General features: G+C 38.7%; 27 protein-coding genes. 1 reads left to right on the top strand and 26 read right to left on the bottom strand.

The window, feature by feature from the left end; all coding sequences use genetic code 11:
- Window positions 1–28: 28 nt before the first annotated feature.
- The 16 genes from ACZ45G_RS09370 to ACZ45G_RS09295 all read right to left on the bottom strand — a co-directional run bounded on the left by ACZ45G_RS09370 (window position 29) and on the right by ACZ45G_RS09295 (window position 17,098).
- Complete coding sequence (locus tag ACZ45G_RS09370; protein WP_464177338.1) at window positions 29–1,927, bottom strand: polysaccharide biosynthesis protein; 1,899 nt, start codon at window positions 1,925–1,927, stop codon at window positions 29–31.
- On the bottom strand, window positions 1,924–2,889 hold the full coding sequence (locus ACZ45G_RS09365) for an MraY family glycosyltransferase (protein WP_464177336.1): 966 nt from the start codon (window positions 2,887–2,889) through the stop codon (window positions 1,924–1,926). The genes ACZ45G_RS09370 and ACZ45G_RS09365 overlap by 4 nt, the downstream gene beginning before the upstream one ends.
- Window positions 2,890–2,905: 16 nt before the next feature.
- Window positions 2,906–3,877, bottom strand: a complete 972-nt coding sequence (locus ACZ45G_RS09360) for an NAD-dependent epimerase/dehydratase family protein (RefSeq protein ID WP_464177333.1) — start codon at window positions 3,875–3,877, stop codon at window positions 2,906–2,908.
- Window positions 3,878–5,023: a glycosyltransferase family 4 protein gene (locus ACZ45G_RS09355; RefSeq protein WP_464177331.1), complete on the bottom strand. Its 1,146-nt coding sequence runs from the start codon at window positions 5,021–5,023 to the stop codon at window positions 3,878–3,880.
- Window positions 5,024–5,059: 36 nt separating this feature from the next.
- Window positions 5,060–6,205, bottom strand: a complete 1,146-nt coding sequence (locus ACZ45G_RS09350) for a glycosyltransferase (protein ID WP_464177329.1) — start codon at window positions 6,203–6,205, stop codon at window positions 5,060–5,062.
- 58 nt (window positions 6,206–6,263) lie between these two features.
- On the bottom strand, window positions 6,264–6,842 hold the full coding sequence (locus tag ACZ45G_RS09345; protein WP_464177327.1) for a hypothetical protein: 579 nt from the start codon (window positions 6,840–6,842) through the stop codon (window positions 6,264–6,266).
- Between the two features lies 1 nt (window position 6,843).
- Complete coding sequence (locus ACZ45G_RS09340; protein ID WP_464177325.1) at window positions 6,844–8,376, bottom strand: nucleoside/nucleotide kinase family protein; 1,533 nt, start codon at window positions 8,374–8,376, stop codon at window positions 6,844–6,846.
- A 420-nt stretch (window positions 8,377–8,796) separates the two neighbouring features.
- Window positions 8,797–10,137, bottom strand: a complete 1,341-nt coding sequence (locus ACZ45G_RS09335; RefSeq protein ID WP_464177323.1) for a flippase — start codon at window positions 10,135–10,137, stop codon at window positions 8,797–8,799.
- Window positions 10,138–10,855: 718 nt separating this feature from the next.
- Complete coding sequence (locus ACZ45G_RS09330; RefSeq protein ID WP_464179913.1) at window positions 10,856–11,962, bottom strand: glycosyltransferase family 4 protein; 1,107 nt, start codon at window positions 11,960–11,962, stop codon at window positions 10,856–10,858.
- 17 nt (window positions 11,963–11,979) lie between these two features.
- Entirely contained in the window at window positions 11,980–13,230 is a 1,251-nt protein-coding gene (locus ACZ45G_RS09325) for a flippase (RefSeq protein WP_464177321.1), read from the bottom strand.
- 31 nt (window positions 13,231–13,261) lie between these two features.
- Entirely contained in the window at window positions 13,262–13,984 is a 723-nt protein-coding gene (locus ACZ45G_RS09320) for a class I SAM-dependent methyltransferase (RefSeq protein ID WP_464177319.1), read from the bottom strand.
- Between the two features lie 51 nt (window positions 13,985–14,035).
- A complete protein-coding gene (locus ACZ45G_RS09315; protein WP_464177317.1) occupies window positions 14,036–14,542 on the bottom strand; it encodes a hypothetical protein in 507 nt (168 codons plus the stop codon).
- 118 nt (window positions 14,543–14,660) lie between these two features.
- Window positions 14,661–15,422, bottom strand: a complete 762-nt coding sequence (locus ACZ45G_RS09310; protein WP_464177315.1) for a glycosyltransferase family 2 protein — start codon at window positions 15,420–15,422, stop codon at window positions 14,661–14,663.
- Window positions 15,423–15,485: 63 nt separating this feature from the next.
- Window positions 15,486–16,457 (bottom strand): polysaccharide biosynthesis protein, encoded by a 972-nt coding sequence (locus tag ACZ45G_RS09305; protein ID WP_464177313.1) that lies wholly within the window; start codon window positions 16,455–16,457, stop codon window positions 15,486–15,488.
- Window positions 16,429–16,503: a hypothetical protein gene (locus ACZ45G_RS09300; RefSeq protein ID WP_464179911.1), complete on the bottom strand. Its 75-nt coding sequence runs from the start codon at window positions 16,501–16,503 to the stop codon at window positions 16,429–16,431. Before ACZ45G_RS09300 ends, ACZ45G_RS09305 begins: the two co-directional genes overlap by 29 nt.
- On the bottom strand, window positions 16,484–17,098 hold the full coding sequence (locus tag ACZ45G_RS09295) for a nucleoside-diphosphate sugar epimerase/dehydratase (RefSeq protein ID WP_464177311.1): 615 nt from the start codon (window positions 17,096–17,098) through the stop codon (window positions 16,484–16,486). Before ACZ45G_RS09295 ends, ACZ45G_RS09300 begins: the two co-directional genes overlap by 20 nt.
- Before the next feature lie 264 nt (window positions 17,099–17,362).
- On the opposite strand from ACZ45G_RS09295, the gene ACZ45G_RS09290 reads away from it, so the two are divergent.
- A complete protein-coding gene (locus ACZ45G_RS09290) occupies window positions 17,363–18,430 on the top strand; it encodes an IS5 family transposase (RefSeq protein ID WP_464177309.1) in 1,068 nt (355 codons plus the stop codon).
- A 577-nt stretch (window positions 18,431–19,007) separates the two neighbouring features.
- Here ACZ45G_RS09290 and ACZ45G_RS09285 read toward each other — a convergent pair.
- The 10 genes from ACZ45G_RS09285 to ACZ45G_RS09240 form a co-directional block, all read right to left on the bottom strand.
- Window positions 19,008–19,811, bottom strand: coding sequence for an MraY family glycosyltransferase (locus tag ACZ45G_RS09285; protein ID WP_464177307.1), 804 nt, complete (start codon window positions 19,809–19,811; stop codon window positions 19,008–19,010).
- 89 nt (window positions 19,812–19,900) lie between these two features.
- The gene (locus ACZ45G_RS09280) at window positions 19,901–20,395 is read right to left on the bottom strand and encodes a hypothetical protein (protein ID WP_464177305.1); all 495 of its coding nucleotides are present in this window, start codon (window positions 20,393–20,395) and stop codon (window positions 19,901–19,903) included.
- Complete coding sequence (locus ACZ45G_RS09275; protein WP_464177303.1) at window positions 20,380–22,377, bottom strand: O-antigen ligase family protein; 1,998 nt, start codon at window positions 22,375–22,377, stop codon at window positions 20,380–20,382. Before ACZ45G_RS09275 ends, ACZ45G_RS09280 begins: the two co-directional genes overlap by 16 nt.
- A gap of 451 nt (window positions 22,378–22,828) precedes the next feature.
- Window positions 22,829–23,443, bottom strand: a complete 615-nt coding sequence (locus ACZ45G_RS09270; protein WP_464177301.1) for a transposase — start codon at window positions 23,441–23,443, stop codon at window positions 22,829–22,831.
- A complete protein-coding gene (locus tag ACZ45G_RS09265; protein ID WP_464177299.1) occupies window positions 23,346–23,558 on the bottom strand; it encodes a hypothetical protein in 213 nt (70 codons plus the stop codon). The genes ACZ45G_RS09270 and ACZ45G_RS09265 overlap by 98 nt, the downstream gene beginning before the upstream one ends.
- Window positions 23,479–23,679: a hypothetical protein gene (locus ACZ45G_RS09260; protein WP_464177297.1), complete on the bottom strand. Its 201-nt coding sequence runs from the start codon at window positions 23,677–23,679 to the stop codon at window positions 23,479–23,481. Before ACZ45G_RS09260 ends, ACZ45G_RS09265 begins: the two co-directional genes overlap by 80 nt.
- Entirely contained in the window at window positions 23,663–23,773 is a 111-nt protein-coding gene (locus tag ACZ45G_RS09255) for an NAD-binding protein (RefSeq protein ID WP_464177295.1), read from the bottom strand. The genes ACZ45G_RS09260 and ACZ45G_RS09255 overlap by 17 nt, the downstream gene beginning before the upstream one ends.
- 22 nt (window positions 23,774–23,795) lie before the next feature.
- Window positions 23,796–24,899, bottom strand: coding sequence for a DegT/DnrJ/EryC1/StrS family aminotransferase (locus ACZ45G_RS09250; RefSeq protein ID WP_464177293.1), 1,104 nt, complete (start codon window positions 24,897–24,899; stop codon window positions 23,796–23,798).
- A 21-nt stretch (window positions 24,900–24,920) separates the two neighbouring features.
- Complete coding sequence (locus tag ACZ45G_RS09245; protein ID WP_464177291.1) at window positions 24,921–25,529, bottom strand: acyltransferase; 609 nt, start codon at window positions 25,527–25,529, stop codon at window positions 24,921–24,923.
- On the bottom strand, window positions 25,522–26,586 hold the full coding sequence (locus ACZ45G_RS09240) for a Gfo/Idh/MocA family protein (RefSeq protein WP_464177289.1): 1,065 nt from the start codon (window positions 26,584–26,586) through the stop codon (window positions 25,522–25,524). Before ACZ45G_RS09240 ends, ACZ45G_RS09245 begins: the two co-directional genes overlap by 8 nt.
- Window positions 26,587–26,591: the final 5 nt, after the last annotated feature.

Genomic DNA, 26,591 nt, shown 5'->3' with positions numbered 1-26,591 from the left:
CTAATATATTTTGTATCCAGATACCACTTTATGCCTTTGGAGGGTTAAGGTCATATTCCGGAACAATTTCTTTTAGCAAAGTTCTAATCGTATCATGGCTTCTCTTCTTAGACTCATCTTTTAATCTTTCAAGCTTTCCGTTCAACGAACTCATGTCGATTTCCCTGCTATTGAGCACCATAATCTTTCGATGCTCGGTGGAGATAACATTCTCCTGATCCGTCATCAACTCTTCATACAATTTTTCACCCGGTCTTAACCCTGTATATTCAATTTTAATATCCACATCAGGTTCAAACCCTGAAAATTTTATTAAATCCCGGGCCATATTGTCTATTTTAACAGGTTTCCCCATTTCGAGTATGAATATCTCACCGCCTTTTCCCATGGCACCTGCTTGAAGGACTAACTGGCAGGCTTCCGGGATCAGCATAAAATATCGTATTATGTCAGGATGGGTTACAGTGACAGGCCCGCCATCCTTGATCTGTTTTTTAAACAGAGGGATGACACTGCCAACACTTCCAATAACATTTCCAAATCTTACCGTAATAAAACTTGTTTTTGACCCCTGGGCATCATTCATATTTTGCACTAATAATTCAGAGATCCGTTTACTTGTCCCCATGACACTTGTCGGGTTTACCGCTTTATCCGTCGAAACAAAAACAAATTTTTCACAATTAAAACTATGGGCTATTTCAACCAGATTCTGGGTTCCTGCAATATTATTTTCAACGGCTTTCCAAGGGTGTTGTTCCAACATGGGAACATGCTTGTATGCTGCGGCATGGAATACAATATCCGGCTTTGTCTGCTCAAATATTTTATATAATTCCTTCTTACTCTGGATATCTCCGAGAATCGGCACGACCTCGACACCGGGAAAACTTTTTTTGAGCTCAAGATCTATTTCATAAAGCGGACTTTCCGCTCTTTCAAAAAGGATTATTTTTTCAGGAGAATATCTGCAAATCTGTCGGCAAAGACCTGTTCCGATGGAACCGCCAGCCCCTGTGACAAGAACGCGCTTATTGCCAAGATAGTTCCCGATTTCCTTTTTATCCAGATTGACAGGGTCTCTTCCCAAAAGATCTCTATACTCGACATTTCTTATGGCGCTGATGCTGATTTTCCCATCAATCAACTCTCCCATATTGGGAACTGTCTTAAAATTAACCTCTGCTTTTTTACATAAATCAACAATCATTCTCATGCGTGTCGTATTTACAGAGGGGATGGCAATGATAACCTCACTAACGTCCATGGATTTGGCAGTGTGTTCAAGCGAATCAATTATATTTAATACCGATATCCCATGTATTTTTCTGCCGATTTTAGCAACATCATCATCCAAAAACCCCACCACATGGGACTGAACCGAAGGGTTCTCCCGAAATTCCCGGCACACCTTTTCACCGCAATCCCCGGCACCGATAATGAGAACCCCTTTTCCTTTGCCTTTCCCTTTTCGAAATATATTCGAGACCGCATTAAACAGGTCCTTAAACCGGATAGTCTCGGTAAATTGTTCAAAACACAACCGGGTGAAAATCCTCAAACTGATCAGCAACATGATCGTCAGGCACCAGTCGATTATAAAAACAGACCGGGAAATCATTTCAAACCTGTTTTTAAAAAGAATAAAGACAATCAGTGCAAAGGTTGATACTGTTGCCGCTTTGACAATATTCATCAAATCATTAAGACTTGTATACCGCCACATTCCTTTGTATAAATCAAAAAAATAAAAACAAAAAAGTTTTCCAACGAGTACATATGGAAGCATTTCAATAAATTTTTCTTTGGCCCAATTTGGAATCATAAAATCAAACCGAATCAAATGTGCCAAATAAAAAGAGCCAACCGACAAAACAATATCCAATAGGATGATAATAAACAGATTCCGGGATATTCTTATTTTCATTTGATGGAAACCTTTTTCCGAATATTTATTGAAACCCAGGCAAATATCAAGCTATAAACCAGATACGCCAACATCATAAAAGAAAATCCCTTTGGCTGTAAAAATATAAAAGACAACCCCATCAGCATCTGTGAAACCCCATACGCCAGAGAAACTTTCCAATGGCTGACACCAAGCTCATTGGCCAGCAACTGATAAATATGCTTTCGATGTGCAACGGTTAAAGAGTCTCCATCTTTGATTCTTACAATCATTGTAAAAATTTCATCAAAATAAAAAGGAGCGAGAAACCCTGTCAATACAAGAAAATCTGTAATATTTTTTGACAAAATCACAACAATACAGGCAAATAAAAAACCCAGAAGAACACTTCCCACATCGCCTAAAAATACTTTTGCTTTGGGCAAATTAAAGCAGAGGAATCCAAGACACGAACAAGCGAGTGCCAGCGATAGCCCCCCATATATAGCACCTGTCCCTGTCATATAGCTGTAATATGAAAGCAGTGAAAACCCAACCACACCTGTAATTCCTGCGATCCCGTCTATTCCGTCCATGAAATTATAAAAATTTGACGTGCCAACAATAAAAATAGAAATCAGCACGCATAAAAGATAAATATTGGAGGAGACCTGTTTTGAATACAGGAAAAAAACCACAAAAACCATGCTGCAGCAAAACTGAATAATAAGCCTTTTCTTTACAGTCAGGCCATGCAGATCTCCACCCCACAGGCTGACCAATGATATCACGAAAGCAGGCAGCCAAAGATATACAGGTATCCCCGCTTGCAGGCTATAAAAAATACAGACAACCAGAACGCCAATGCCGCCGCCTTTAGGGATTGCTTCATGGTGCGAACTTCTAATATTGGGAACATCGACAACTCCGATTGCTCTCCCATATTTCATAAAAAGCCATGCCAATGAAGCACCCAGAAAAAAACTAATTAAAAATACCATCAAACAATAACCACCCTCATTTTAAAAAAACAGATTCTAAATTATGTTTTGGTTTAAATCCAGTGCCAAGCATTTTTTTATTATCAAAAACCAGACTATATGCCAGTTTATCATAACAGGAATGAAGCCATAAACGTTTATTTCTTAATATTAATCCAGCCAGCCGGGTGGCTATCCACACCAGGCCCAATGGGGCTCTTAGGACAAGTCGACCTGGATAATATTCAGATTGCTTAAAAACCCTGATGATCTGTTCGAACTTATAGGGTTTTTCATCACAGACATTAAATATATTGCACCCATTCTCCTCAATTTTCCCATCAGCTTCCAGGCCCAACCTGTATTCGATAAAATCAACAAGATTACGCCTTGAAACAGCCGACATTTCCTGCTCACCTGATCCAAACTTCATATATACCAACTTTTTAGTCGCAAACACCCTTTTTTCCAGATTCAAAGCCCATCCATCATCATAAACAGGTGCCAGACGTAAAATATCAAGCTTTTTTAATTCACCTGAATCATACATCCTGACCAGACGTTTTTCAGCATCAACCTTGCTTTTCGCATAATCACTCGAAGGATTGTATGTGACATCTTCCGATACGGGGTATTGGCTCTTCCCTTCACCATACACTGATATGGAGGATAAAAATATAAATTTCACATCAGAATTTGCTGCAGCTGCAGCTCTTGCTAAATTTTCAGTGGCAAGGCTGTTTACCCTGAAATATTCTTCAGCATCAATACGTCCAATTTTTTGATGTGCAATGCCGGCGCAATGGATGACAATATCAGGTCGATATTTTTTACAAGTACTCTCTAATAAAACAGTATCTGTAAGGTTCCCTTTAATTGAACCAAAATATTCTTCCAAATTTGAAGCGACCGCACGATTAAACGCAATTATATGACAGCTATCCGTAAAAACAGCGCACAATTTTTGTCCGATAAAACCTGCGCTGCCGGTTATTAAAATTTTTTTCATTTATTTACCGAGTATTTTTCGATATAATTTCATGGTTTTTTCAACAACAATTTCTTCAGAAAACCCTTCTTCCACCATTTCTCTTCCCCGCTTTCCCATACCCTTTCGCAACGCTGAATCTTTGATTAATATTTCCAATGCATCGGCCAATGATTTGGCATCCTGGGCTGGTACCAAAAACCCATTTTGCCCTTCATGAACAATTTCTCTGCAGCCCGGAACATCGGTTGCGACGATTGGGCGACCACAGGCAGCCGCCTCAATAAGCGATTTTGGCACGCCTTCTCGATAGGAAGGCAATACAACAATATGGGCCTTGGATAACACCTCGGCCATATTCTCCTGATATCCCCACCATTCAACGACGCCGTTACCATTCCAGCCTTTCAGAATATCTTTCGGAATTGACCTGGGATTTTCCGTATCCGGCTTACCGACCAAGACAATACGAAATTTTAACCCTTTAGAATGCAGTATTCTTGATGCATCCACCAGCTCACCAATGCCTTTATCCCAAAGCATTCTTCCAGCAAAAATGATTGTTATGGTTCCGCTATGTTCTGGTGTTATTTCAAACAATACCAGATCAACCCCCGACCCTTTTATTAATTCTGTCCTTTTTTTTTCGACAATACCTGCTGAAATAAAAAATGCCTGATCTTCAGGATTTTGAAAAAGACCAACCGTTGACTTTGAATAAAAAACAATTTTATATGCCAAAACAAAAAGATATCTGACAAATGATGCCTTAAGCCCCTTGTTGACAAAGATATAACCCAGCCCGGCCAGCGCATTTACAACAAAAGGAACACGCGCAATCAAACCCGCAACTGAGCCATAAAGAACCGGTTTCACTGCAACATGATGGGCAATATCCGGTTTTTCCTTGTAATATATTCGAATGATTTCCACAAGAGAACCCAACTCTTTGAAAACATTATATCCCCGCCTTTTGAGATGAATTGGAATAACCCTGAAGCCTTCACTTTCGATACGGTCTTTATGCTTATTAACCCTTGTAACAATAACAACTTCATTCCCGGCATCTCTTGCCGCCCTTGCAATTGAAAGGCGGTGTGACCAGAAATACCAATCTTCTGTTATAAAATAAATAATTTTTATTATTCTTTCCTGAGACGCCTTCATTGCATTATTTTAAAACTTAAAAAAAGTTCTCCCATCTTATTTTCCAATCAGTTCAACATACATGTTTTCATATAGTTTGGTTATATTTTCTATAGAATAATTTTCAACGACTCTTTGTTTTGCTTTTTTCCCAAGCATTTGTCTGTAGTCTTTGCTTTGCTTTAATAAAAACATAATTTTATCAGCTAACGCTTCACAGTTTTTGGGTGAAACGATAAAACCGGTATCTCCCAGCACAATTGAGGAATCTCCGACATCAGTGGCTATGCATGGGATTTCCGTAGCCATTGCCTCGCCGAGAACATTTGGGAATGCCTCCCCCCATGCGCTGCTAAGGCAGAATACATCCATTAAAGTCATCAGCTCATTCACATCGTTACGCTCACCCAACAGGTGAAACTGATTACGAAGCCCATCTGGTACAACATCCGCCAGGGTTTTATTATCAAACGATACATCCCGGCCACTCAATAGGAAATGAACGCCCGGATGACGAATGAGAACACTTACGGCTGCACGTAAAAAACCTTTATGATCTTTCATGGGATGCAGTCGAGCAACATGCCCAACAACTAACACATCCTCGGGAATACCCAACTCACACCTAACTCTCCGTCGTATTTCCTCTGAAGGAGCAAAAAGCCTTAAATCAGTCCCGTTGGGGATAATCCTCCCATTCACAGGAAAGAAACCAAAATGCTCGTGCTGCTTGCGTGAAACCCTGCTGTTGTAAATTATGATATCCGGCCGTTGAGATAAAAACCGATTTCCCCGAATGACCTGGCGGGTCATGGGTTTTTCAAGGGACAAATCAGAAAGTGAGTGCCGAATGTTCCAGACCACAATCGGTTTGAGCCCTGACAACATAGATGCAATCGTTACCGCCAGATTACCGTGATACATCCAGCATTGGATCACATCGGGTTGGATCTGCTTTAAAACCTCACGTAATCGCCATACCGTAAACAGCAAGAACTTCGACTGCATACCCAGGCAGTATAACGGAACACCCATCTGCTCAATCTTTTCCCCATGAACGCCTTCATCTATCAATGAAATAACATACACATCCATTTTCAATTGCAACCCCGGCAAAAGTTTTAACAACATTGCCTCTGCACCGCCCTGATTCAGACCAGTAATCACATGAACAACTCTTATTTTACGTCCATCATCCATCATTGGTTTCCAATCAATCGTAAATATTGCGCTGCAACACAAAATATTACATTCATTATTTTCATAAATTTGATGACAACTGAGAGTAAGCAGAAAGATGTTTTTCAACATATTCCTCGGGGGATAGCGAACCACATTGACGTAGGTGCTTTTCTGAATGCTTAACTCTTGATACTAACTCTATATGATTAAGGGTCTTTACAATAACCCGATTTGGTCCCCATAACCCTGACAGACAAACTACTTTCCACTTACGCGCACACCCTACACTTAGATACCCCCGTGCAAGAGCTGTTAAAATTTTCTGCTGTAAACCTTGATCCACAACCCAACTAAGTGGACTAGCAGCAAGAACACGAGATTTCATTAGTAGCACACCCATTGACCAACCCAATTGGAAGTTTTTAGTATCAACCCAGAATTGAGCTCCCAATATCATGGCATACGGTAAGATCAAGGCAAGCCGAAACCACATTTTAAATCCATCGGGAGGCAGACCGAGCCCGTCGACGTGGATGCGCGAAGTTGGCAATATCAGGCTACGCCGACCGACGGCAAGAGTTGAATCGTTCAGCAACATCTTTCTTGCTTCCGTTGTTTTACCACTGCCTGGTGGCCCCATAAATTCGAGATAAGACATATTATTCCTTCGCCATTCGACTCACAACGTCCCAAACATGATTCCGAACTTCCAAAAGGACTGTCTCTATAGGGAGAGAAGCATCAACTTCAACCGTTGTCACTCCGCCAAACTTCAAACGACGCGTTAAATTTATTTTCTCGGCAATTAATTCAGGAGCATGATCAGGTTTACGAGCCAAAGCAACATCTAATGGCACGACAAGCTTGATTATTAAATCAGGATGGATTTTTGACATGCATTTATAACAATAGTGCTCATATTGTTGCAACCATTTCCCGAGGAAGCCAAGACCCGAAGCGTTCGGTTGAGAAGGCCCGTCAAAAATTCCAAAAACTTCAGACTGTGGATAACGGTCTCCAAGAACAATCGTTCCCTGTTTAGATAAAATCTGAGTTTTACGCAACAGATGGAGTCGGACCCGTGCCATAATTGCCCATTTAAAAGGCTGTAACCACGCAGGAAACATTGATCTCGTAGATGGCTCCGGACAGCTATTTTTTTTTGCATCACTACTGATCTTTTTTTTGCCAGTCAATGGCAATAACAGACGTCTCAATGTTCGAAACCATCTGTGGTTAGTCCCAAAATAAATTGAACAAACATCTGCTTTCCATGACAGCCACCGTCTTAGATCCGTAATCACAGTACTCTTCCCAGCACCATCACTACCAACGACAGCAATTATTGGAGCACGGCTGGCAACCATATGTTTCCCTGAAGGAGTAGTCCCTATCAATCGAGCACGAATACTATGCACATAGCTTAAGGCACGCATCAAAATAAACTTAGAGCTATTACTGACAAAATTTCCACAACGGTGAGAACATAGCGACTCAGCAATTTCCTTGCGCAACTGAAGAAAAGCTCTCTCTTCCCATAAATTTATATTGGAAAAAAATGGTTGCATCCGCGCCCAACATTCAGCACCCCAAAGTCGTTCCCCCCATCCATTAAGTTCATCCAAAGAACACTGATCTAACAACCAACGCATCTCGTTACGTGTTTCATTTGAAACAGGCACCCTGTCATGCAAACTGATGAGCCTGCCCCTAATGTTGAGGGATTTGATTGCTTCACGGGTTAAAAGGAGGTGCGCTTCAAAAGCTCTTTGCGGGATATAAAGATCAGTTTCAGGATCCAAATACATTGATTCATTCATCATCTCCAACCACGGCAAGTCCTGTTCTTTTACTGCTTTCAGTCCTGTCAGCAATCGGGTGTGAAGGTGAAGGTGTAACATTGTACCTGTTAAAGAATCCATCCCCAACCAATCAGACACACCAACATAGCGATTCCATGGTCGAGAAAGGAACTCAACAAACCCAAGACGAGATAGAATCAACCTAAACTCAGTCTCTTGGTCAGACGGTATAGACATATCCAGGTCTGTTTTACCTTCGACTGAAAGTGCAAGACGTTGATTACTTTTCCAGTGGCAAAGTTTTAAACCGTTGGTTTTCACTTCAATAGAAAGCCTATCAACTAGACCAATAGTTTTTAACATTTCGCCTTCGCCCACATTATCACTCATAATTTTCAATAACCTTTTTAAAAAAAAGACACTGCCCTCTGAGCAGCACAAGAGCAGTGAAAAAAGTAACCATAAAATAAAAACCTAACAAGGTTATAAAAATAATTATTAGGTTTAATCCACCCGCAAAAAAACCATCCCCAGTTAACTTATCAGTTGCCCATCAGCTTGTATTCATAGCGCGGTTATTCCATGAATATAACTTTGATTTTTCTTTGGCATTGATACTGATTTTCTTATATAAATATTCATAGCATAAACCGCAATGGGTACAAACTGCTTGGTCTGTCTTCGGGAAAAGCTATCCTCCCGTTGTTTCAACATAAGTTATTGTACCTTGGTTGCGGGCGACAAAGCATACATCACAACTATTACATAAATGCTGCTCAACTAGGATGGATATATCTGGCTTTTGATTCATCATGACAACTTTAATTTCACATAGAGATATGGATAACGAACCGGCGAAAGCATAGCCTTACTCATCATCCAAAAGACTGGACGGCTTTTTTTAAAAAAGAATAATGAAAAATAAGATGCCATAGCATAGGATAATAGTGTTGCAATTGCTGCTCCTTTGCCCCCATAGCTTGGGATAAGCAACAGGTTCAAACCTATGTTTGCAAACGCTCCAAACCCTTGGGTTATTAAAGAAAACATCAGTGCATCTTCAATTAGTATCCACTTTCTGAATGCCGCTCGCATAAAAACAAACAGCCCTGCCCATATATGTATAGACAGAATGGGAGCTGACGACAAATATTTAACCCCGAAAAAAAAACCAATCAATGGCTTTGCCATGAAAGCCATAATTAAAGCGACAATTAAAGCAATCACAAAAAGTATTTCAAAAATCTGTTGCAACCGGCGATTGTAGCGACGGGGTGCACTTTCTTTAAGCTTAATAAGCTTTGGAAACATCGACGCAACAATAGCAGTTGGTAAAAAATACCAAGCTTCAGAAATCGAGGCAGCGACCGAATAAATACCAACCTCTCCTGCACCGACAAACCATTTCAACATGACTTGATCCATTTTCATATAAACTGTAAAAAATAGAGCCCCGAGCATAACGACCCAACCTTCGCACAGAAGTTCTTTTGCCCGACTGAAACTAAACTTCCATAAAACAATTGATATGCTTGCTTTAGCTTGATAAACAACAATTAAAAAAATACTTAAGAAAACAACCTGAAGAAAATGAGCAAACGCAAAAAAGAGCAGTTCAGCCCCAATATATATCAAAATTATTTTTACGACAGCTGCGATTAAAAAAGAAACAAAACGCGCTGTGGCTACATATTTAATCTGAACCTGAGATTGAAACCAAAAGACTATAACGTTGAGGGGTCTAAATAAAAGAGATGTACTAATAACCACAATCGTCCAAAAATCTTGACTCTGGTGTCTTTCAAAAAACACCGCATAAAGAAGTAAAAAAATAACACCAAGGGAAATACCAAAGGTTTTCAAAACAATACTGGTCCCAAGTGTTTCAGTAATCTTTTGAGGCTTTTTTACAATCTCCCTAACAACCAGTCCACTTAATCCCATATGCCCAGCTGTAGCAAAAAGCGCTGATAAAGAAAGAGCATAAGAAAGAACACCATATTTTTCTGGACCAAGATACCTTGAAACCAGTACTGTGACAAAAAAACCTAAAGCTATGGTAATAAATCTTTCACCAATTACCCATGAGGTATTATGAATGTAAATTTTAAAGCGATCGTAAAAGCGCTTTACCTGAATTATTTCTTTCATGAATGGAACAACCGGATCAATTGAATCATCAGGACTAACTCTACTTAATTAATATTTGATATAATGACAATCGAGGTCGAACCGAACCAACTCACGACAATCTCTTCTGTTTAATCAATTTCAAGCCACAAAAAAGCACTTAAAACTAAGGAGACGTAAATGCTTTTTTGCCTTTTGTCAAAAATCCCCGATGGCCACTCAGGGCCAACGCAAGTAAATAAGGTTGTTTAATACTGCAAAAGCCGCTTAAAATCCACAATTTTCATTTTTTACTGGCGTCTGGAAATTTAATTTGCCATACATTTTATATGGAAGCGTTAGTCATCAGGACGAGAACCATCCCCCCCAATGAGTTAAAATTCATTCAGTCTGTTGTTCATGAGAATTGGAATAAAAGGAAACCATCTAAAATAGACATCAATCAAACCCCAATCTGCTATGATCTTTCCCAACTTGAACCTGTCAGAATCGAAATGGTTCAACATACAGATAGATGGTGAACACAAAACTTGATTACCCCACGGATTTCATCCGGGATAGACCGTGAAACACCTAAAATTAATACAACGCACGAAAACAATAATACCGTAGAAAATATCCATCCGGCAGGAACTATCACTATACGCAAGATCGCCATCATCAGACCTGTCAGCACAGCAACTTTATAGGATAAAGACAATTTTTTAAAACAAGAATTTATATTACCGGAAGCAGATACTCAGGAAACCGCATCTTTATAGGCGACTAATAATTTTTCAACCATCTGTTTCCCAGAAAAAAATTTGGCCCTGGCTATTCCTTTATTGATTAATTTACCCCTAAGACCCTTGTCATTTTGCAGATTGGCCATTGCACTGCAAATATTGCTGATACTTTTTCCATTAAAAAAAAAAGCCGCCTCACCTGCGAATTCCTTAACGGCTTCAATATCCGATACAGCAACCGGGCATCCACATGCCATCGCTTCGATTACAGGAATCCCACAACCTTCAAACAAAGAAGGAAAAATCAAAGCACTTGCACCGGAATATAACAACGGCAGTTCAGAAGAAGCAAGACGGGGCAACCAGATCACATCTTTCTCTAAATTGAATTTTTTTATTTCAGCCTTGATTAACGCCTTTGTTGTCCCGGTATCTTGGCCCGAGTCCCCTCTTAGAACCAACGGCCATGGAGCTCCTTCTTGTTTTTTCAAATCTGCATAGGCGTTAATCAGACGGGTATGATTTTTATGGGGATAAAAATTTGCCACATACAACCAAAACTTATCCGGCAACTTATATCTATTTTTAAATTTTTTTATCTCACCCCCTTGAGAGGGTTTGAATGTATCATTTATAATGACTGGCAAAACATGCAACTTGTCTGTTTTCGGTTTCAAAATCTGAATGACATCTAAAGCAGTCGCATGTGAAACCGGTAATATTACTTTTGCCCTTTGGGCTGAAATATTTAGCATTATTTTTAAGTATAAATGCTTAATACTGGAATAGGAACCGGGGTTACGCAAAGGGAGAAGATCATGAATTGTTACCAACCCAGGAACCACTGAAAACAAGGAAACCACATTGGCAAACCAATGAAAACAATCAATTTTATACTTCCAGCCATCGTAGTGAAGAATAGTGTTTTCATACAGAATCCGGCACCATGGGTTTAATGGATTGATATTGATTACAATTTTTTGAAAATTTTTCTGATCCGGGACCAGGCATTGGCTATGACGGGTTACAAAAACAATATATGTATTTTGTTTATCCAGCTCACCCAATGCAGAAATTAAATTTTCGACATAACTCCAGACCCCGCCGATGCCATCATGCATGTGAAGAAGGTTTAACCCTATGCGCATTCGGATCTTATCCTTTTTTTAAAAAACACCGAGCAATATGCCATACCAGCAAGGGTTAAAATGATATCCGTTACAACCGTGGACCAGGCAGCGCCTTTGATACCATATTGAGGGATAAATATAAAATTTAATAGAACGTTAATGATGGTACAAGCCAGGACTATGTACATAAAGATTTTTTGTTTATCTATGGCGATTAACGCCTGGGTTACCATGGTTCCGGGATATAGCGCAATAACCGACAGCAAGAGGACATAAAAGACACCAATGCTGTTTTGGTATTCTTTTCCAAGAAACAAATCAAAGACAAACTCACCGCCAACATACATAATGGCACAAAGGATCAAAGAAAGGGTGATCAGCAAAACCAGTAATTTTTTGTACAGTTCATAAAATTTTATATCGGAGGTATTCCCGTATTGTGCCAACCTCGAAAAAGTTGCTGCCATAATAACTCTTACCAGCAACATAACCCCTTCTATGACCATATAAGCGCCGCTGTAAATCCCCACATCCTCCATGGGCCAATATCCTGCTATCATCACCGAATCAATTCGATAATAAATAATACTCAAACCACTCACAATCGCCAATGGGAACGCTTCTTTCAAGACAGAAACTATTTTGTCTTTTTTAAATGTGACGCTCTTGTTTTGAATCAGATTTATTTTTTTTTTATGTATAATCGCCCAAACAGACAGGGATGCTAAAAAAAGGCTCAATGAAAATGCAATGGAAATAGCAGGGGCTGATTTGTTAATATATAAGAGCACAAAACTTGTTAACAATAAAACCAGCCGTTGCCCCACCATAACAAACGACTCAAATTTCATTTTTTCAAGGCCTCTAAAATAACTAAAAATAATGGTATTGACTGAAAAAAAACAAAATCCAATCCCTAAAATATTTAGGGTCCAGAAAATATGTCTGTCAAAAAAGAAAGAGGCCGTGACGATCAGAAAAAACCCGAACAAAGTGGTACCAAGGTTGGTTACGGCAATAGAGGAAAATCTTTCAAAATTCTTTCGCGCCACCCACTTTACAGCCAAATGATCCAATCCAAAACTCATCACCGTATAAGACAGATAGCAGACACTCAGTGAAAACGAAAAAACCCCAAACTCCCGGGCCCCTAAAACCCGGGCAGACACCATTAAGAAAATAAAAAAAAGGAAACTCCCGATGGATTTTCCCAATCCTTGAATAAAAAAGTTGGAGAGTATCTTCTTATCTTTTGTCAATTCATCAAGTATTTTTCTAAAAAAATAAATTCTATTCTTCCTCAGAAACATGACCCATTACAACGGTCAGATTTGGGTCCAGGGGTATATTTTCACCATAGTATAAATACCCAATCACCAATTGGATAAAATCCCTAACGCCATAGGCGATCCATTTTAGTATCCAATTTTTATGGGCACCGGTTTTTTGGGTCCTCGCGCCATTGTATATCCCTTTTACTTCCAATCCTGAAAGCAATGCCATATCCTGAATTTTTGATGGGGTCAAAACCGTTAGGTGAGTTGCATCGCTGTACTGTAAGTATCTGCCGAAGGGACTTCCGCCATTGGGGACGCGTACAAGAATTTTTCCATTTTCCCCAAGGATTGTCTGGAACAAATCAAATAGACTCGATATTTCTTTTATAGTGAGATGTTCAAGCACATCAAAGAGAAAAATGCCATTGTATTTTTTATCTGACCCGTGAAGGACCCTTTTAGCATCCCCCAGATAAACCGTATGGCCCCTTTCTTTCGCAAGCGTATAAAAATCAGGATTAATCTCAACACCGGTAATAGTGAAACCCGATTCCCGGGCCCAGTCAAGAAAAAGGCCTTCACCAAATCCGATTTCCAAAAGGAAATCTTCTTTTTTTATATTTGCCCTGCCGGTTTCGATATCAAATATTTCAGCCTGCTCCTGAAATGTATTATGACCATACCAGTGCTTTCGTTTCTGGTAATTTTGAATAAGTTGCTTTTTAATATTTGCCACGGAAATAATCCTAAACAATATTGGTTAATACTTGAACCATTTTTTATGCGATCAAATGCAAGCAGGAAACACCCCGGGTGGCGGCGGCTTTATCCGCATCAAAATTCCGATTTTCCTGAACATCAAAAAAGCCCCTCCTTTTTTCAATGCCCAGCGAAATTCCTGGACCGCCGAAATATACCCGGATGTATCTTGTTCACAGTTGGTGCGGTCACCTGTATACAACATTGTATTGCCCAGTCCAATGTGTTCTATGGTGAAAATGCTGATAAGCTTATCAAATAAAGCTATACCAAATTTCATAGCTCTCGGATCGTCAAAAAAATATGAAACAGACTGCTTCCAATAGCAGCGTTTCTCCGGTGCCAACGCACAAATGGTAACATCCGCTTCAGCAATGGGCGAAAGACTTAATAAATAATCAAAATACAGAGCGGGGTCGGCATCAAGAAAGGAGTCTGCCTTATTTGACAAGCGGGAATATACCCATGGATATTCTACAACCCTTTCATCCAAATTGCGCCCATATTCATTTCTATGTTCCCATTCACCTGGCACTTGATATCCAAATCCGAAAAAACTTGCCGATTGAATTCGATTATCTGATGGTTTTTGCTAAGGGTTCGATAAACTTCACGACCAACAAATCCGGCTATCCCTTTTATTAGAAAGGTTTTCATTTTTTTGTTGGCCGTTGAACCAACTGAAAGATTTTAATAAAATATTTTGAAAATATTTTGAAAATATTTGTACGAATGTTATTTTCTTTACAGGCTTTCAAAATTTCTTTATTCAGAATCCAGTTACTTTTCAAATTCTGGGTACTGATCCCCCCTGTCCGCATTTTGACCAAAGTTTTGGACAGACAACAATAGGCTACCCTGTGGACGTTTAAAAATCTTAACAAAAGTTCAAAATCTGCAGCAATTTTATAGGTCTCCCTATAACCTCCGTATTTTTCATAACATTGCCGTGAAATAAAAGAAGCAGGGTGAGCCGGCATCATTCCAAAGGAAAATAGATGGAGTTTAAACCCTTCTGAATTGTAAAACCGAACCACCTTATTCAAATTTTGGGGCGAAACATATACAAGATTTCCACAGACAGCATCAACTCCTTTTTCCAAAAAAGCATCCACAACAGTGGATATGCAAGTATGATCAAAATAAATATCATCTCCATTCAAGATTCCGACAATATCACCTGTTGCACATTTTATCCCTTTATTCATGGCTTGATAGGGGCCGCCGTCCGGTTCAGAAATATAATATTTTATTTTCGCCTGATGTTTGGCAATAACTTCCATGGTCCTGTCCGTTGAAGCCCCGTCGATAATAATATGCTCTGTATCAGGATAATCCTGATTTTGAACAGATAATATGGTATCTTCAATCGTAGATTCACAATTATATGTTACTGTAATAATGGAAACTTTCACTACTTATTACCCTATCTCCTTCCTTTGCATGCTGTCATCTGCTTCTTAAGACTACTCAGTATTTCATATAAAAACAAATAAATTTCCTGCTGCCATCTGACTTGGGGTTAACAAAATAGCCAACCATTTATTAGAAGGCATATATTCTGGTAATATTCTTTTTATTTGTGCTTTTATCTCATTCTCGTTTCTATGTTCAGCAAGATCAATCAACGTATCAACTTCATCTATTAATATATTTTTATTAATTTCCCTGCTGTTTAAAATCATTATTTTTTCATGCTCATTTAAAACCACATTTTCATTTTCAATTCTAAGTTCTTCGAAAAGTTTTTCCCCGGGTCTTAGACCGGTATATTCAATATTGATGTCAACATCCGGTTCAAATCCGAGGAATCTGATCAAATCCTTTGCTAACTCACTAATATTTACAGGTTTCCCCATTTTTAAAATAAAAATTTTATTGGCATTGCCCATGGCTCCAGCTTGGAGTATCAACTGACAGGCTTCAGGAATCAACATAAAATATCTGATTATGTCCGGATGGGTTACCGTAACCGGACCACCATTTTTTATCTGCTTCTTGAAAAGAAGCATCACACTGCCGGCACTTCCTATAACATTGCCAAACCTTACCGTAATAAAATTTGTTTTTATTTTATTGGAGGAACCGGCGTTATTCTGAACAATCATTTCACATATTCGCTTGCTGGCACCCATTACATTGGTTGGATTTACAGCTTTACCTGTTGAGACAAACACAAATTTATCACAATAATGTTTACCGGCAATTTGAACAAGGTTCCGTGTACCGACAATGTTATTTTGGACCGCTTTCCATGGGTGCGCCTCCATCATGGGGACATGCCTGTACGCAGCAGCATGAAAAACTATTTCAGGTTTGTATGTTTCAAAGATTTTATCAAGCTCTTCTTTATTTTGGATATCTCCGAGAACCGGTATAATTCTTATTTGCCTAGACTCTTCTTTGAGCTCTAAATCGATTTCATATAGGGGGGGGGTTGGCCCTTTCAAATAGAATAATATTTCCGGGAGCATATCTACATATCTGCCAGCACAAGCCTTTTCCAATCGCCCCCCCTGCTCCGGTCACCAAAACAGATTTTTTCTCCCAGATATTCTCCTATCTTCTCTTTGTCCAGAACAACAGGCTTTCTGCCTAAAAGATCCCTGTATTCAACATTTCTTATTGAATTTACAGTTAGCCTTCCATTAATCAATTCTCCCATATTGGGAACCGTCTTAAAACTGATTTCAGACTTCTTGCAGATGTCTACAATCTGCTTCATACGTTCAGAACCCGTAGATGAAATCGCAATGATAATTTCAGTTGCGCCGGTTGACTTTATAACATATTCTAAATCTTCAATTTTACCAATAACCGATATGCCATGTATTTTCTGGCCAAGTTTAGCGGTATCATCATCTAAAAAACCAACCACATAATACTGTTTAATCAGATTATCACGAATCTCGCGACAAATTTTCTCCCCCGAGATCTCCTGCGCCGATAATAGTAACACCTGTGTTTTGTTCACCGCTTTTCTTAAATATTCGAAACATTGCTTGAAAAAAATCGCTAAAGCTAATTTTTTTACTAAATTGTTCAAAACACAATCGGATAAAAATCCGCAGGCCTGTACAAGAAAGAACAATCAAACACCAGTCTATAATAAGAACAGATCTGGAAACGCCTTTGAACCTGTTGATGTATAGAACAAGGACAATAATACAAAGCGTACTATCCAAGGTGAGACCTTTGCACGGCTATAGTGTTTTTGGTGGACCAGGTCGGTAGCCGAGCTGAATTTTTCACCTCCGACACCCACAATATTTCTACCTAAAACAATCATATACTATTGAAATTATTCATTTTTTATGCTATACTCCAGTTATAAAAATCAAACCCAGGAGGCATCATGGCATACAAAAAGATCGAATACGGTTTTTCCTTTGCTGACATCGCTATCCAAGCTTACGCAGACAAAAATCGGAACCTCTTGTTTCTGCGTGAAATCGAAAGGTCCATTGACTGGCAACCCGTTCATGATCTCCTGATCGAACATTATGAACCGGGTAAATCCAAGACTGGGGAAAAAGCATATCCTCCATTGCTGCTATTCAAATGCCTCCTGCTTCAAAAATGGTTTAGAATCAAATCTAATCCTGAGCTGGAAAGCCAGATCAATGACCGGATCTCTTTTAAGTCTTTTCTTCAAATGCCTTTGGATCAACCGTCTCCTGACCATTCTACCTTCTCACGATTCCGCGGCCGCTTGCCGAAAAACGCTATAATCAAAATCAACAGCGCCCTTCTTAAGCAGCTCCATCAGCACGGGCTGTCCATAAACAAAGGCGTTGCTGTAGATGCCCGCCTTGTTAAATCGGTAAGCCATCCTGTTTCCCAAGAGGAACTCAAAAAACTTATCCAAAAAGCCGAGACACCTGAAGGTAAGTTGGATAGAAATGGCAACAAGAAAAAATATTCCCGGGATCTTGATTCCAATTGGACCGTTAAAAATGACAAGCCCCATTTTGGACTCAAAGAACACTCGGCGGTGGATACCAAGAATGGATTTTTCCTTTCCACTTATCTGACGCCTTCTTCCCAGAATGACTCCATTCATCTGCCTATGGTTATTATTTCCAGTATGCATACGAAAGATAAAATCCAAAAAGTTTATGCCGACAAAGGATACGCTGGTGCTCCAAATCGCGGGTTCCTTGCCTTAAACAAGATTAAAGATGGCATCATGCGAAAAGACTCTAAAACAGCCAAACTGACTGAGACAGAAATCGAGCGCAATAAAGCGATTTCAAAATTGCGGTACATAGTTGAACAGTATTTCGGGATCAGCCATCTGCATGACAACGGAGAAAGGGCTCGATTTCCAAAAATTTTGAAAAACACCATCGATATAATGTTCCGGCAGTTTGCTTTCAATTTAAAGAAGGGGGCAAAGATACTAAATGTTACTCCTGTATAGATGGATAGGTACGCTCAGATTCAAAAATCCGGGAAAAACAGCCTCAAACGGAGGCAAAATTGAGCTGGCAAGCATCGGGATGGCCGTAAATTTGATAGCCCGACCGCCTCCCACAGCATCAAAAGTGTGAAAAATTTTCCCCAAAATGCTAAAACCGGAGAATATCCTAATCACGCAAAGCTCTCGGTGGTTTTAACGATATTCATCAAATCAGTGAGGCTTATATAACACCACATACCCTTGTATAAATCAAAAAAATAAAAGCTGACAAGTTTTATAATTAATACAAATGGCAGAATATCAATAAATCTGTCCCATGCCCACACAGGAATCATAAAATCAAAACGAATCAGATGGGAAAAATAAAACGAACAGCATATCAAAATGATGTCAACTGCCAAAACACAGAATAAATTTCTGGAAACTCTTACTCTCATTAAGAATAAACTTTTTTACGAATAAAGATTGGAATCAGGGTAAAAACAGCTCCACAAACAAAATAAAATTCGTTTGGTTTGAGCAGTAGTATAGCAAATCCTAGGGCCAGCTGAATGGTCCCATAAGTCATATAAATCTTCTAATGGGGAATTTTCATCTCATTGGCAAGCAACTGATAAATGTGCATCCTGTGCGGCCTTAACAATGAGTTTCCTTTATTAAGCCTTACAAACATTGTTATCAACTCATCAAAATAAAAAGGGAAGAGAAAACCTGCCATTATAAAAAAATCAATAACATTTTCAGATAACAGAAGAACCAAGCAGGAAAAAAGAAAACCCAGCAGAATGCTGCCGACATCCCCCATAAACACCTTTGCTTGCGGCAAATTAAAAAACAAAAACCCAACACATGACAAAGCAATGCTGGCACATAGCACCCCATAAAGACTAAAAGACCCCAGGAACCAACTATATAGTGCGAGTAAGGAGAACCCGACAACTCCTGTAATCCCGGCTATACCATCTATGCTATCCAGAAAGTTATAAAAATTTGCCGTGCCTGTCATAAAAAAAGATAGGGGGATAGATAACAGACCGGCAGTAAGCAACGGTTTATCAAAAAAATAGAACCCCATTAAAAAAGACAAACTGCAGGCAAAGTGAATAAAAAGTCTAATCGCAGGGGATATCTCATACCGATCCCCCAAAAGGCTTATCAATGAAATAATAAGACAGGGCATCCAAAAACTTGCAGGCAGGTTCAGAAAAAAGGCAGAAAGAATAAAAGCTGTTAAAATTCCTATCCCACCGCCCTTGGGAATAATATGGGAATGGGAGCTTCTATTATTTAGTATATCGTTTATATCAATTTTAGGGCTGTATTTTAAGGCCATCCAGGCACCCATCCCTCCAATAATGAAACCAAGAACCAATAAACTCATTCATTCTCCAACATCAATTTGAGTAACACAGATCTCAAATTCTACTAATTAAATATGAAAGCTATCCATCTGTGACAGTACAGAGGTATTTAGGGATGCTTACCCGTCAATGCGGAGATAGTTTTTTTTAAACCCTCAAGGGGAAAACTGGTTTCCATAATCTTCCCATCATCACGGTAATACTGAAACACAACCACTTTGCCGTTTATAAACTCCTTTAATTCTTTTGAGGCTTTTTCACCATCAGAAATAACCCACCTGATCCACCTGCCCTTTCTAATCTTCAAGCCAGCATAAGCCTTCCCTTTGCTTACCTGGTGGATATCATTGTTATCCACTCTATATATGGGAAGTTTTTTTGAAAAGACTCCCTTATCATTTTTTGTTACCATAAAACATACTTCTATATTTTTTTCATTTGATGTATCAAACAGCAAATAGTGTTTTTGGCTGTTTCTAATTTGAACTTTTTTGTAAATTTCCCAATCTGCGTAAAGTGTTGATGAAAAAATCAACATGACAAATAAAGAACAAACCACACTCCTCAAAACTTTTGTTACTTCTTTTTTTACTCTAAAACACATTTTTTAAGCCCTTTTGAAATCGGTATTCTAAAGAAAAAAATATCAGTAATAGCAGCACTCTGATCCCTGTTTTCTTTAATATTGTTACTCAAGCTGGATTTATATGGATTGAAACTATCATTTGCACTGGTCCTTATTTCCAGATATTTACCTTTAATTCCAGGAATATGATAATATCTATGTTTAAAGCCTTCTTTTTCCCATGTCAACTGGTCAATAAGATTATCATTTGCAAATATCTTCACTTTCAGGGTGTTAGAGCTAAATTTTTCAGGTTCTGTATAAATTGAAAAACCAAAATCATCTGTTATGGCAAGAACTTTGATGAATGAGTTTTTCATAGTCCAGCGCATTCTGTCACCACCTATCTCCTGATATTCATTATAAAAACCATATCCATACGAACCCAGCACTTTTTTTTGAAACCAGAATAAATTCAACGCATGGCCTGCAAAGACTAAAAAAATCATGATAAAAAGAATTACCGATAGGTATTTTGATTGGACGCTAACGGTTTGTTTTTTATATTCATCAGAATCAACTGAATAAAAATTTGGGGAAGAAGATATTACAAAGAGGATAAACCAAAACAGAAACTGTTGATTTGATAAGATAAGGTGATGCCCTGTGATTAAGGTAAGCAAATATGCAGATAAGCCAAATAATAGCCCTTTCATGTAACCTTTTTTTGACGGGTGAAAGCCGATCCTATATGTTAGAAATAGAATCATAAAAAACAAAACTAATGCGGGAATTCCCAATTCCGCAGCAAATTGAAGATAATAGTTATGCGCATTTTCAACCCTTTTCGGATGCGCTTTATCACTGAAATGATAATAGCGTGATATTTTATAAAATGAGCCAACACCACTTCCAGTAAAGGGAAATTCTTTCATAATCCCAAGCGCCTGGTCTCCACTTGAGATCCTTCCACCAAGCCTTCCAAAAGCAGTCGAATAATTTAAGCGTATAGCATACCTTTGAATGGCAGTATGACCGCCTTTAGGAACTACTGAAGGGAACAAATTAATGCCAACAATAATAAAAAGGAGAATACTTACAAGAATGATATTTATTCTCTTTTTCCTATAAATAATTAAACTTAAAACACCTCCAACAGCCAACAACCAGACAAGTGTTGCAGTACTCCCGGATATTAGAATACAAAATAAAAGGGATAGAACTAACAAAATTTTCTTTTTTGTATAGTCTTTTTTCATTAAAGCAGGATATGTCACAAAGAAAAAGAGAATCAGGACATACCCACCATAAGAATGAATGTCCTGAAAAGGTGAGAATATTGACCCTAACCCCTTTTGATCCGGCATGTTAAATATCAGTTGTCCAAAAGCAAAAACAATAACGGTTACAGCATGGAAATAAAGGCATGGAATAAAATATTTCCGGTCGCTTTTATTGTTTATCTCAAGATCAAAAATTCTATAAAGGAAAAACCCCTGAAGTATTCTATAACCGGTTTCCATAAACCAGAAAGGATCTTCCTGCCCAACGATTGAGGCATATTTAAGTCGATATACTAAAAAATTTAATGGATACTCACATAAACAAACGATGATAGAGAGGCATACAATACCGGATAATACATCAATAATATTACTAATTTTGTTTTGTGAAACAAAACCTTTTCTATCCCAAAAAAATCTTTTTAAAAACCAGGCTGTATATATTATGGAAAATGCAAAACTTAATAAAGGAGCAAACTTAAGAAAACCCAAGCCCTGGACTCCGCTTATCAAAGGGATAAATGCAACAAAAAGATAAAGTATCCAGATAATTTTCCACCAACATACAGCAACAAAAAGCAGTATTGCTATTATTCCAGCTATTTGTAAAGTTCCAGGAAGATAATTCAAATAGACAAAAACAGATCTAATCGATAAAAAGAAAAAAGTGACAAAAACAAAACATCTCAAAAAAGTGCTTGCACTATATATAGCTGCTATTCGTTTATTGATCTTCATTTTAAAAATTAGTTATTCCTTACACCCTAAGAGCTTTGAATTAGACCGATCCTCATCAAAACCTGATGAAAAATGAACCCTATCTGAAGAAATTTGATTTTCAAATCTCATTTTTTTACTGGTTTTTAGCTGTCTTTTGAATTTTAAGACTCAGACGTGTGTTAGTAATTACCTTTTGGGGAATGATTTCATATCGTAGCCGCATTTATCCCTGAAAAGCCTTTTCCTGCTGCATTTTTTGAACGGCCTTGATACCTTTCCGGATATTGTAAGCGACCTGTCTGATCCAAATATCGATATTGTTTTTGGCTATGCTTGTAAACCTGGCGCTTTGACCTCCATCATGGAGATAACTGATACCAAAGTACTGTTCTACAATATAGCGTACTTTGGATATCTTCTTATTACGGTCCTTTTCAAGCTGTGTCAGTTTGGCAGTGGTCGTATCTTTTCACATAATGCCATCACCAAATTCATTTAAACTTAAAAAACTTCTGTTGTCTTTGCCATGATATCCTTTATCTGCATAGACCATTTTCAACTTCTGCTTCGTATAGCGGCTGTATAGTGTACAGTATTTGAAATAATTGGTATCGTGAACAGAAGCCTGACTTAAAATCGTTGCCAGAATAAAACCGTGATTGGTATCTATTGAAGCATGCTCTTTTAAACCATAATAAGGCTTATCATTCTTTACCTTTGACCCCGTATCCGCCTGCACGTATACCAGTCTCTCAATATTCCAGGGATTCAAGACCAACGGCTTTTCGCAAATAGCATTTGCCCTATTCCTCAAGGCAAACCGGAGATGGACATCATGAAGATAATTAGGAGAACAGATACTTATATAATCAATGGCATCCCTCTTTTCTTCTCTGATTATCCACATGCCGATCAAAGCATTCAAACTCCGCAAAAAAATCAGTTTCAGGAAAATAACTATCAATCCCCCCACACTGTCATTGGGATCAAGCACTGCAACAAGACTGTTGCCCGTATCCTTTATCGCCCGCATATACTGTGGTGCCAAATGCTCTGACATCCTTTGGAAAACAAAACCCTCCAAAACTGCACCCGGGATAAATAAACGAATATCTTATTCTATTGTCGGAACCGATCCCCTTCCTTACATTTTCCACATTCCACTGCAATGAAATAAATATTGGATTCCTGCAATGCACTTGCAAGATTTGTTGCAAAATTCAGATGGCCTTCTTTAACATTTCTATTTACGATATCTTCAGGACCTGGTTCATAAATCGGGAGGATTCCTTGTTTCAAATTCTCAATTTTTCCTCTCATCAACGTCTACACAGGTTACAGTACTTCCAATCTCAGCAAAGCATGCACCTGTTACAAGGCCGACATAACCTGTTCCGATTATTGTAATATTCAAAAGGACTCCTTAAAATAAGAAATTAACGGAAAAACTGTTTCACCGCTTCAGCGACATATTTAATTTGGTCATCTGTCAACTCAGGATAAATCGGAAGACTCAATATTTCGTTTTGATATTGAAAAGTTATGGGGAAATCATCAGGGGTATAATTAAGGTAAGCATAGGCTTTTAAAAAGGGAAGGCTTATTGGATAGTGCACACCTGAACTAATCGATTTCTCTTTAAGAAATGACTGTAATTGATCTCTCTTTTTTGTTCGAATAACGAAAAGATGATATACGCAGCTGACATTTTCAAGTTCTTTAGCCAGGACAATCTCTTTTGTATCCTTTAATTCTCTATTGTAAGTTGCCGCAACCCTTTGTCGTTCTTTAGTCCATTTACTGATATATTTTAATTTAACGCTCAATATGCCCGCTTGAAGCCCATCAAGACGAGAATTATAACCTTCAAACTCATGATTATACTTTTCAATCCTTCCATGATTTGCAAACATTCTACACTTCTTTGCAAGATTCTCATTATTGGTTATAATTGCCCCCCCATCTCCATAAGCCCCTAAATTTTTTCCCGGGTAAAAACTGAAACATCCGGCATCCCCCAATATTCCTATCTTTTTCCCATGGTAAAGAGCGCCATGGGCCTGAGCACAGTCCTCAATAACAAAGAGACCATATTCTTGAGCAAGTTCCAGAATAGCATCCATATCAGCAGGTTGCCCATACAGGTGTACAGGCATTATCGCTTTTGTTCGTGAAGATATATTTTCCTTAATTTTATTAACATCAATGGTATAAAAATCAGGATGGCAGTCTGAAAAAACCACTTTTGCTCCGGTTGCTGAAATCGCTTCTGAAGAGGAGATAAAAGAATTGGCTGCAGTGATCACCTCATCCCCCTGACCAATTCCAAGAGATTTTAATGTGATAAAAAGAGCGTCGGTACCATTGGCCACCCCAACGCAGTGTTCAGCACCGCAAAATTTTGCAAATTCATCTTCAAATGCTGTTACATATTTTCCGTTTATAAAAGCAGTATCATTGATAACGTTTCTAATAGCAAAATCAATTTCATCTGCTATGGACGTATACTGAGTTTTCAAATCAACAAAAGGTATTTTCATAAATCATTCTCTCAATTAAAATTAATAATCAATTTTCCGAACAAATTGTGCAGGACTGCCTGCAACTATTGAGTTGTCTTGGATATCCTTCGTTACAACACTGCCGGCTCCCACAAGGGAATTCGCTCCAATCCTTACCCCTGGCAAAAGAGTAGAATTGGCTCCTATTTTGGCATTCATTTCAACAACGGCCCCTTTTAATTCTTTTTTAACGTCTGGAGATTTCGGGTATTTTGCGTTTGTAATAACAACATTGGGCCCCAACCAACAATTATTTTCCAGTATTGAATATTCCGGGACAAAAACCTGGGAATGGATTTTAGTATTGTCACCGATTTCCACGTGGTGCTCTATAACCGACATCGTACCAATACTAACATTATTGCCGATCTTGTTTAGCTCACGGATATTAGCCTTGTTTCCTGTCTGGAAATTATCACCAATTCTATTTCCGGCATAAATTACGGTATGGGAACGAATGAGGGCATTATCGCCAATAGTAGTTGTCAGTTCTCCAAACTTACCGCCTCCAGGTTGACATCCTATAATACAAAAATCTTCCACAATTATATTTTTCCCAAGGATTACATTTGGATAAATTACAGCGGTCTGTGAAATCAGGTTAGACATGACCGAGCTTACATTTTTTCGGTTTAAATCTTAAGGAAACCTCTTTCCCAGTTTCAATGGACTCATAAATCGCCATAATGAGCTCTAAGCTTTTTCTTCCCACAAGCCCGTCAACAAGTTGGTGCTTTTTATATTTCAAACAATCCACAACGTGATCATAATACTCTTTGTGACCAAACCCATAAACATTGGGAGGATTAACCGAATACTTTTCCATAACATCTTTGTCTGTTTCAAGTTCCTCAAGAAAGTTCCATGTTTTCATCTGGTTCACTGCAAACCCGCCAACCTCCACAGTACCTTTCTCACCAAGTATTGAAATAGAACCTTCCAGGTCTTTAGGACGTGTTGCAGTTGTTGCTTCTATTATTCCCAAAGCGCCATTTTTGAACTGCAGGGTAACCACAGCAGTATCTTCTGTTTCTATATCAACAAGAGCCGTTCTACTTTTGGCAAAAACGCTTTCCACATCACCCATCATCCATTCAAGCAAATCAATATGATGACTTGCCTGATTCGTTAATACACCACCATCTTGGGCCCATGTTCCCCTCCAGGCATCCTGATCATAATACCGCTGGGGCCTGCACCAACGCACACGGACAGTGCCTAAAACCAATTTACCAAATCGCCCCTGCTCCATTGCTTCACGCAATTTAATAACAGGCAGATTAAATCTATTCTGTTTAATGATAAACAGTTTTATACCGTTCGTATCACAAGCATGGATCATGCTATCAGCATCATCAAGTGTCAGTGCCATAGGCTTTTCCACAATAAAATGCTTATGGTAGGACGCAAGTTCGATTACGTTACCCGCATGCATACCGCTGGGGGTAAGGACAGTAACAGCATCAAGTTCCTCTTGTTTCATCATCTCGTGCATATCCGTGTAGTAGGGAACATCAAATTGTTTCCCAATATGTGCCGCTTTTTCATGATCAAGATCACATACTGCTGATAAAGAGGCTCCTTTAATCTGATTAAATCCCAAAAGCTCTGAATGGCGCTTGGCAATACGGCCACATCCAAGTAATCCAATTTTCAAGTCGTCCATAGTAT

This window comes from Desulfoconvexum algidum, assembly GCF_055382125.1.
This window is presented reverse-complemented; position numbering and strand designations above follow the sequence as displayed.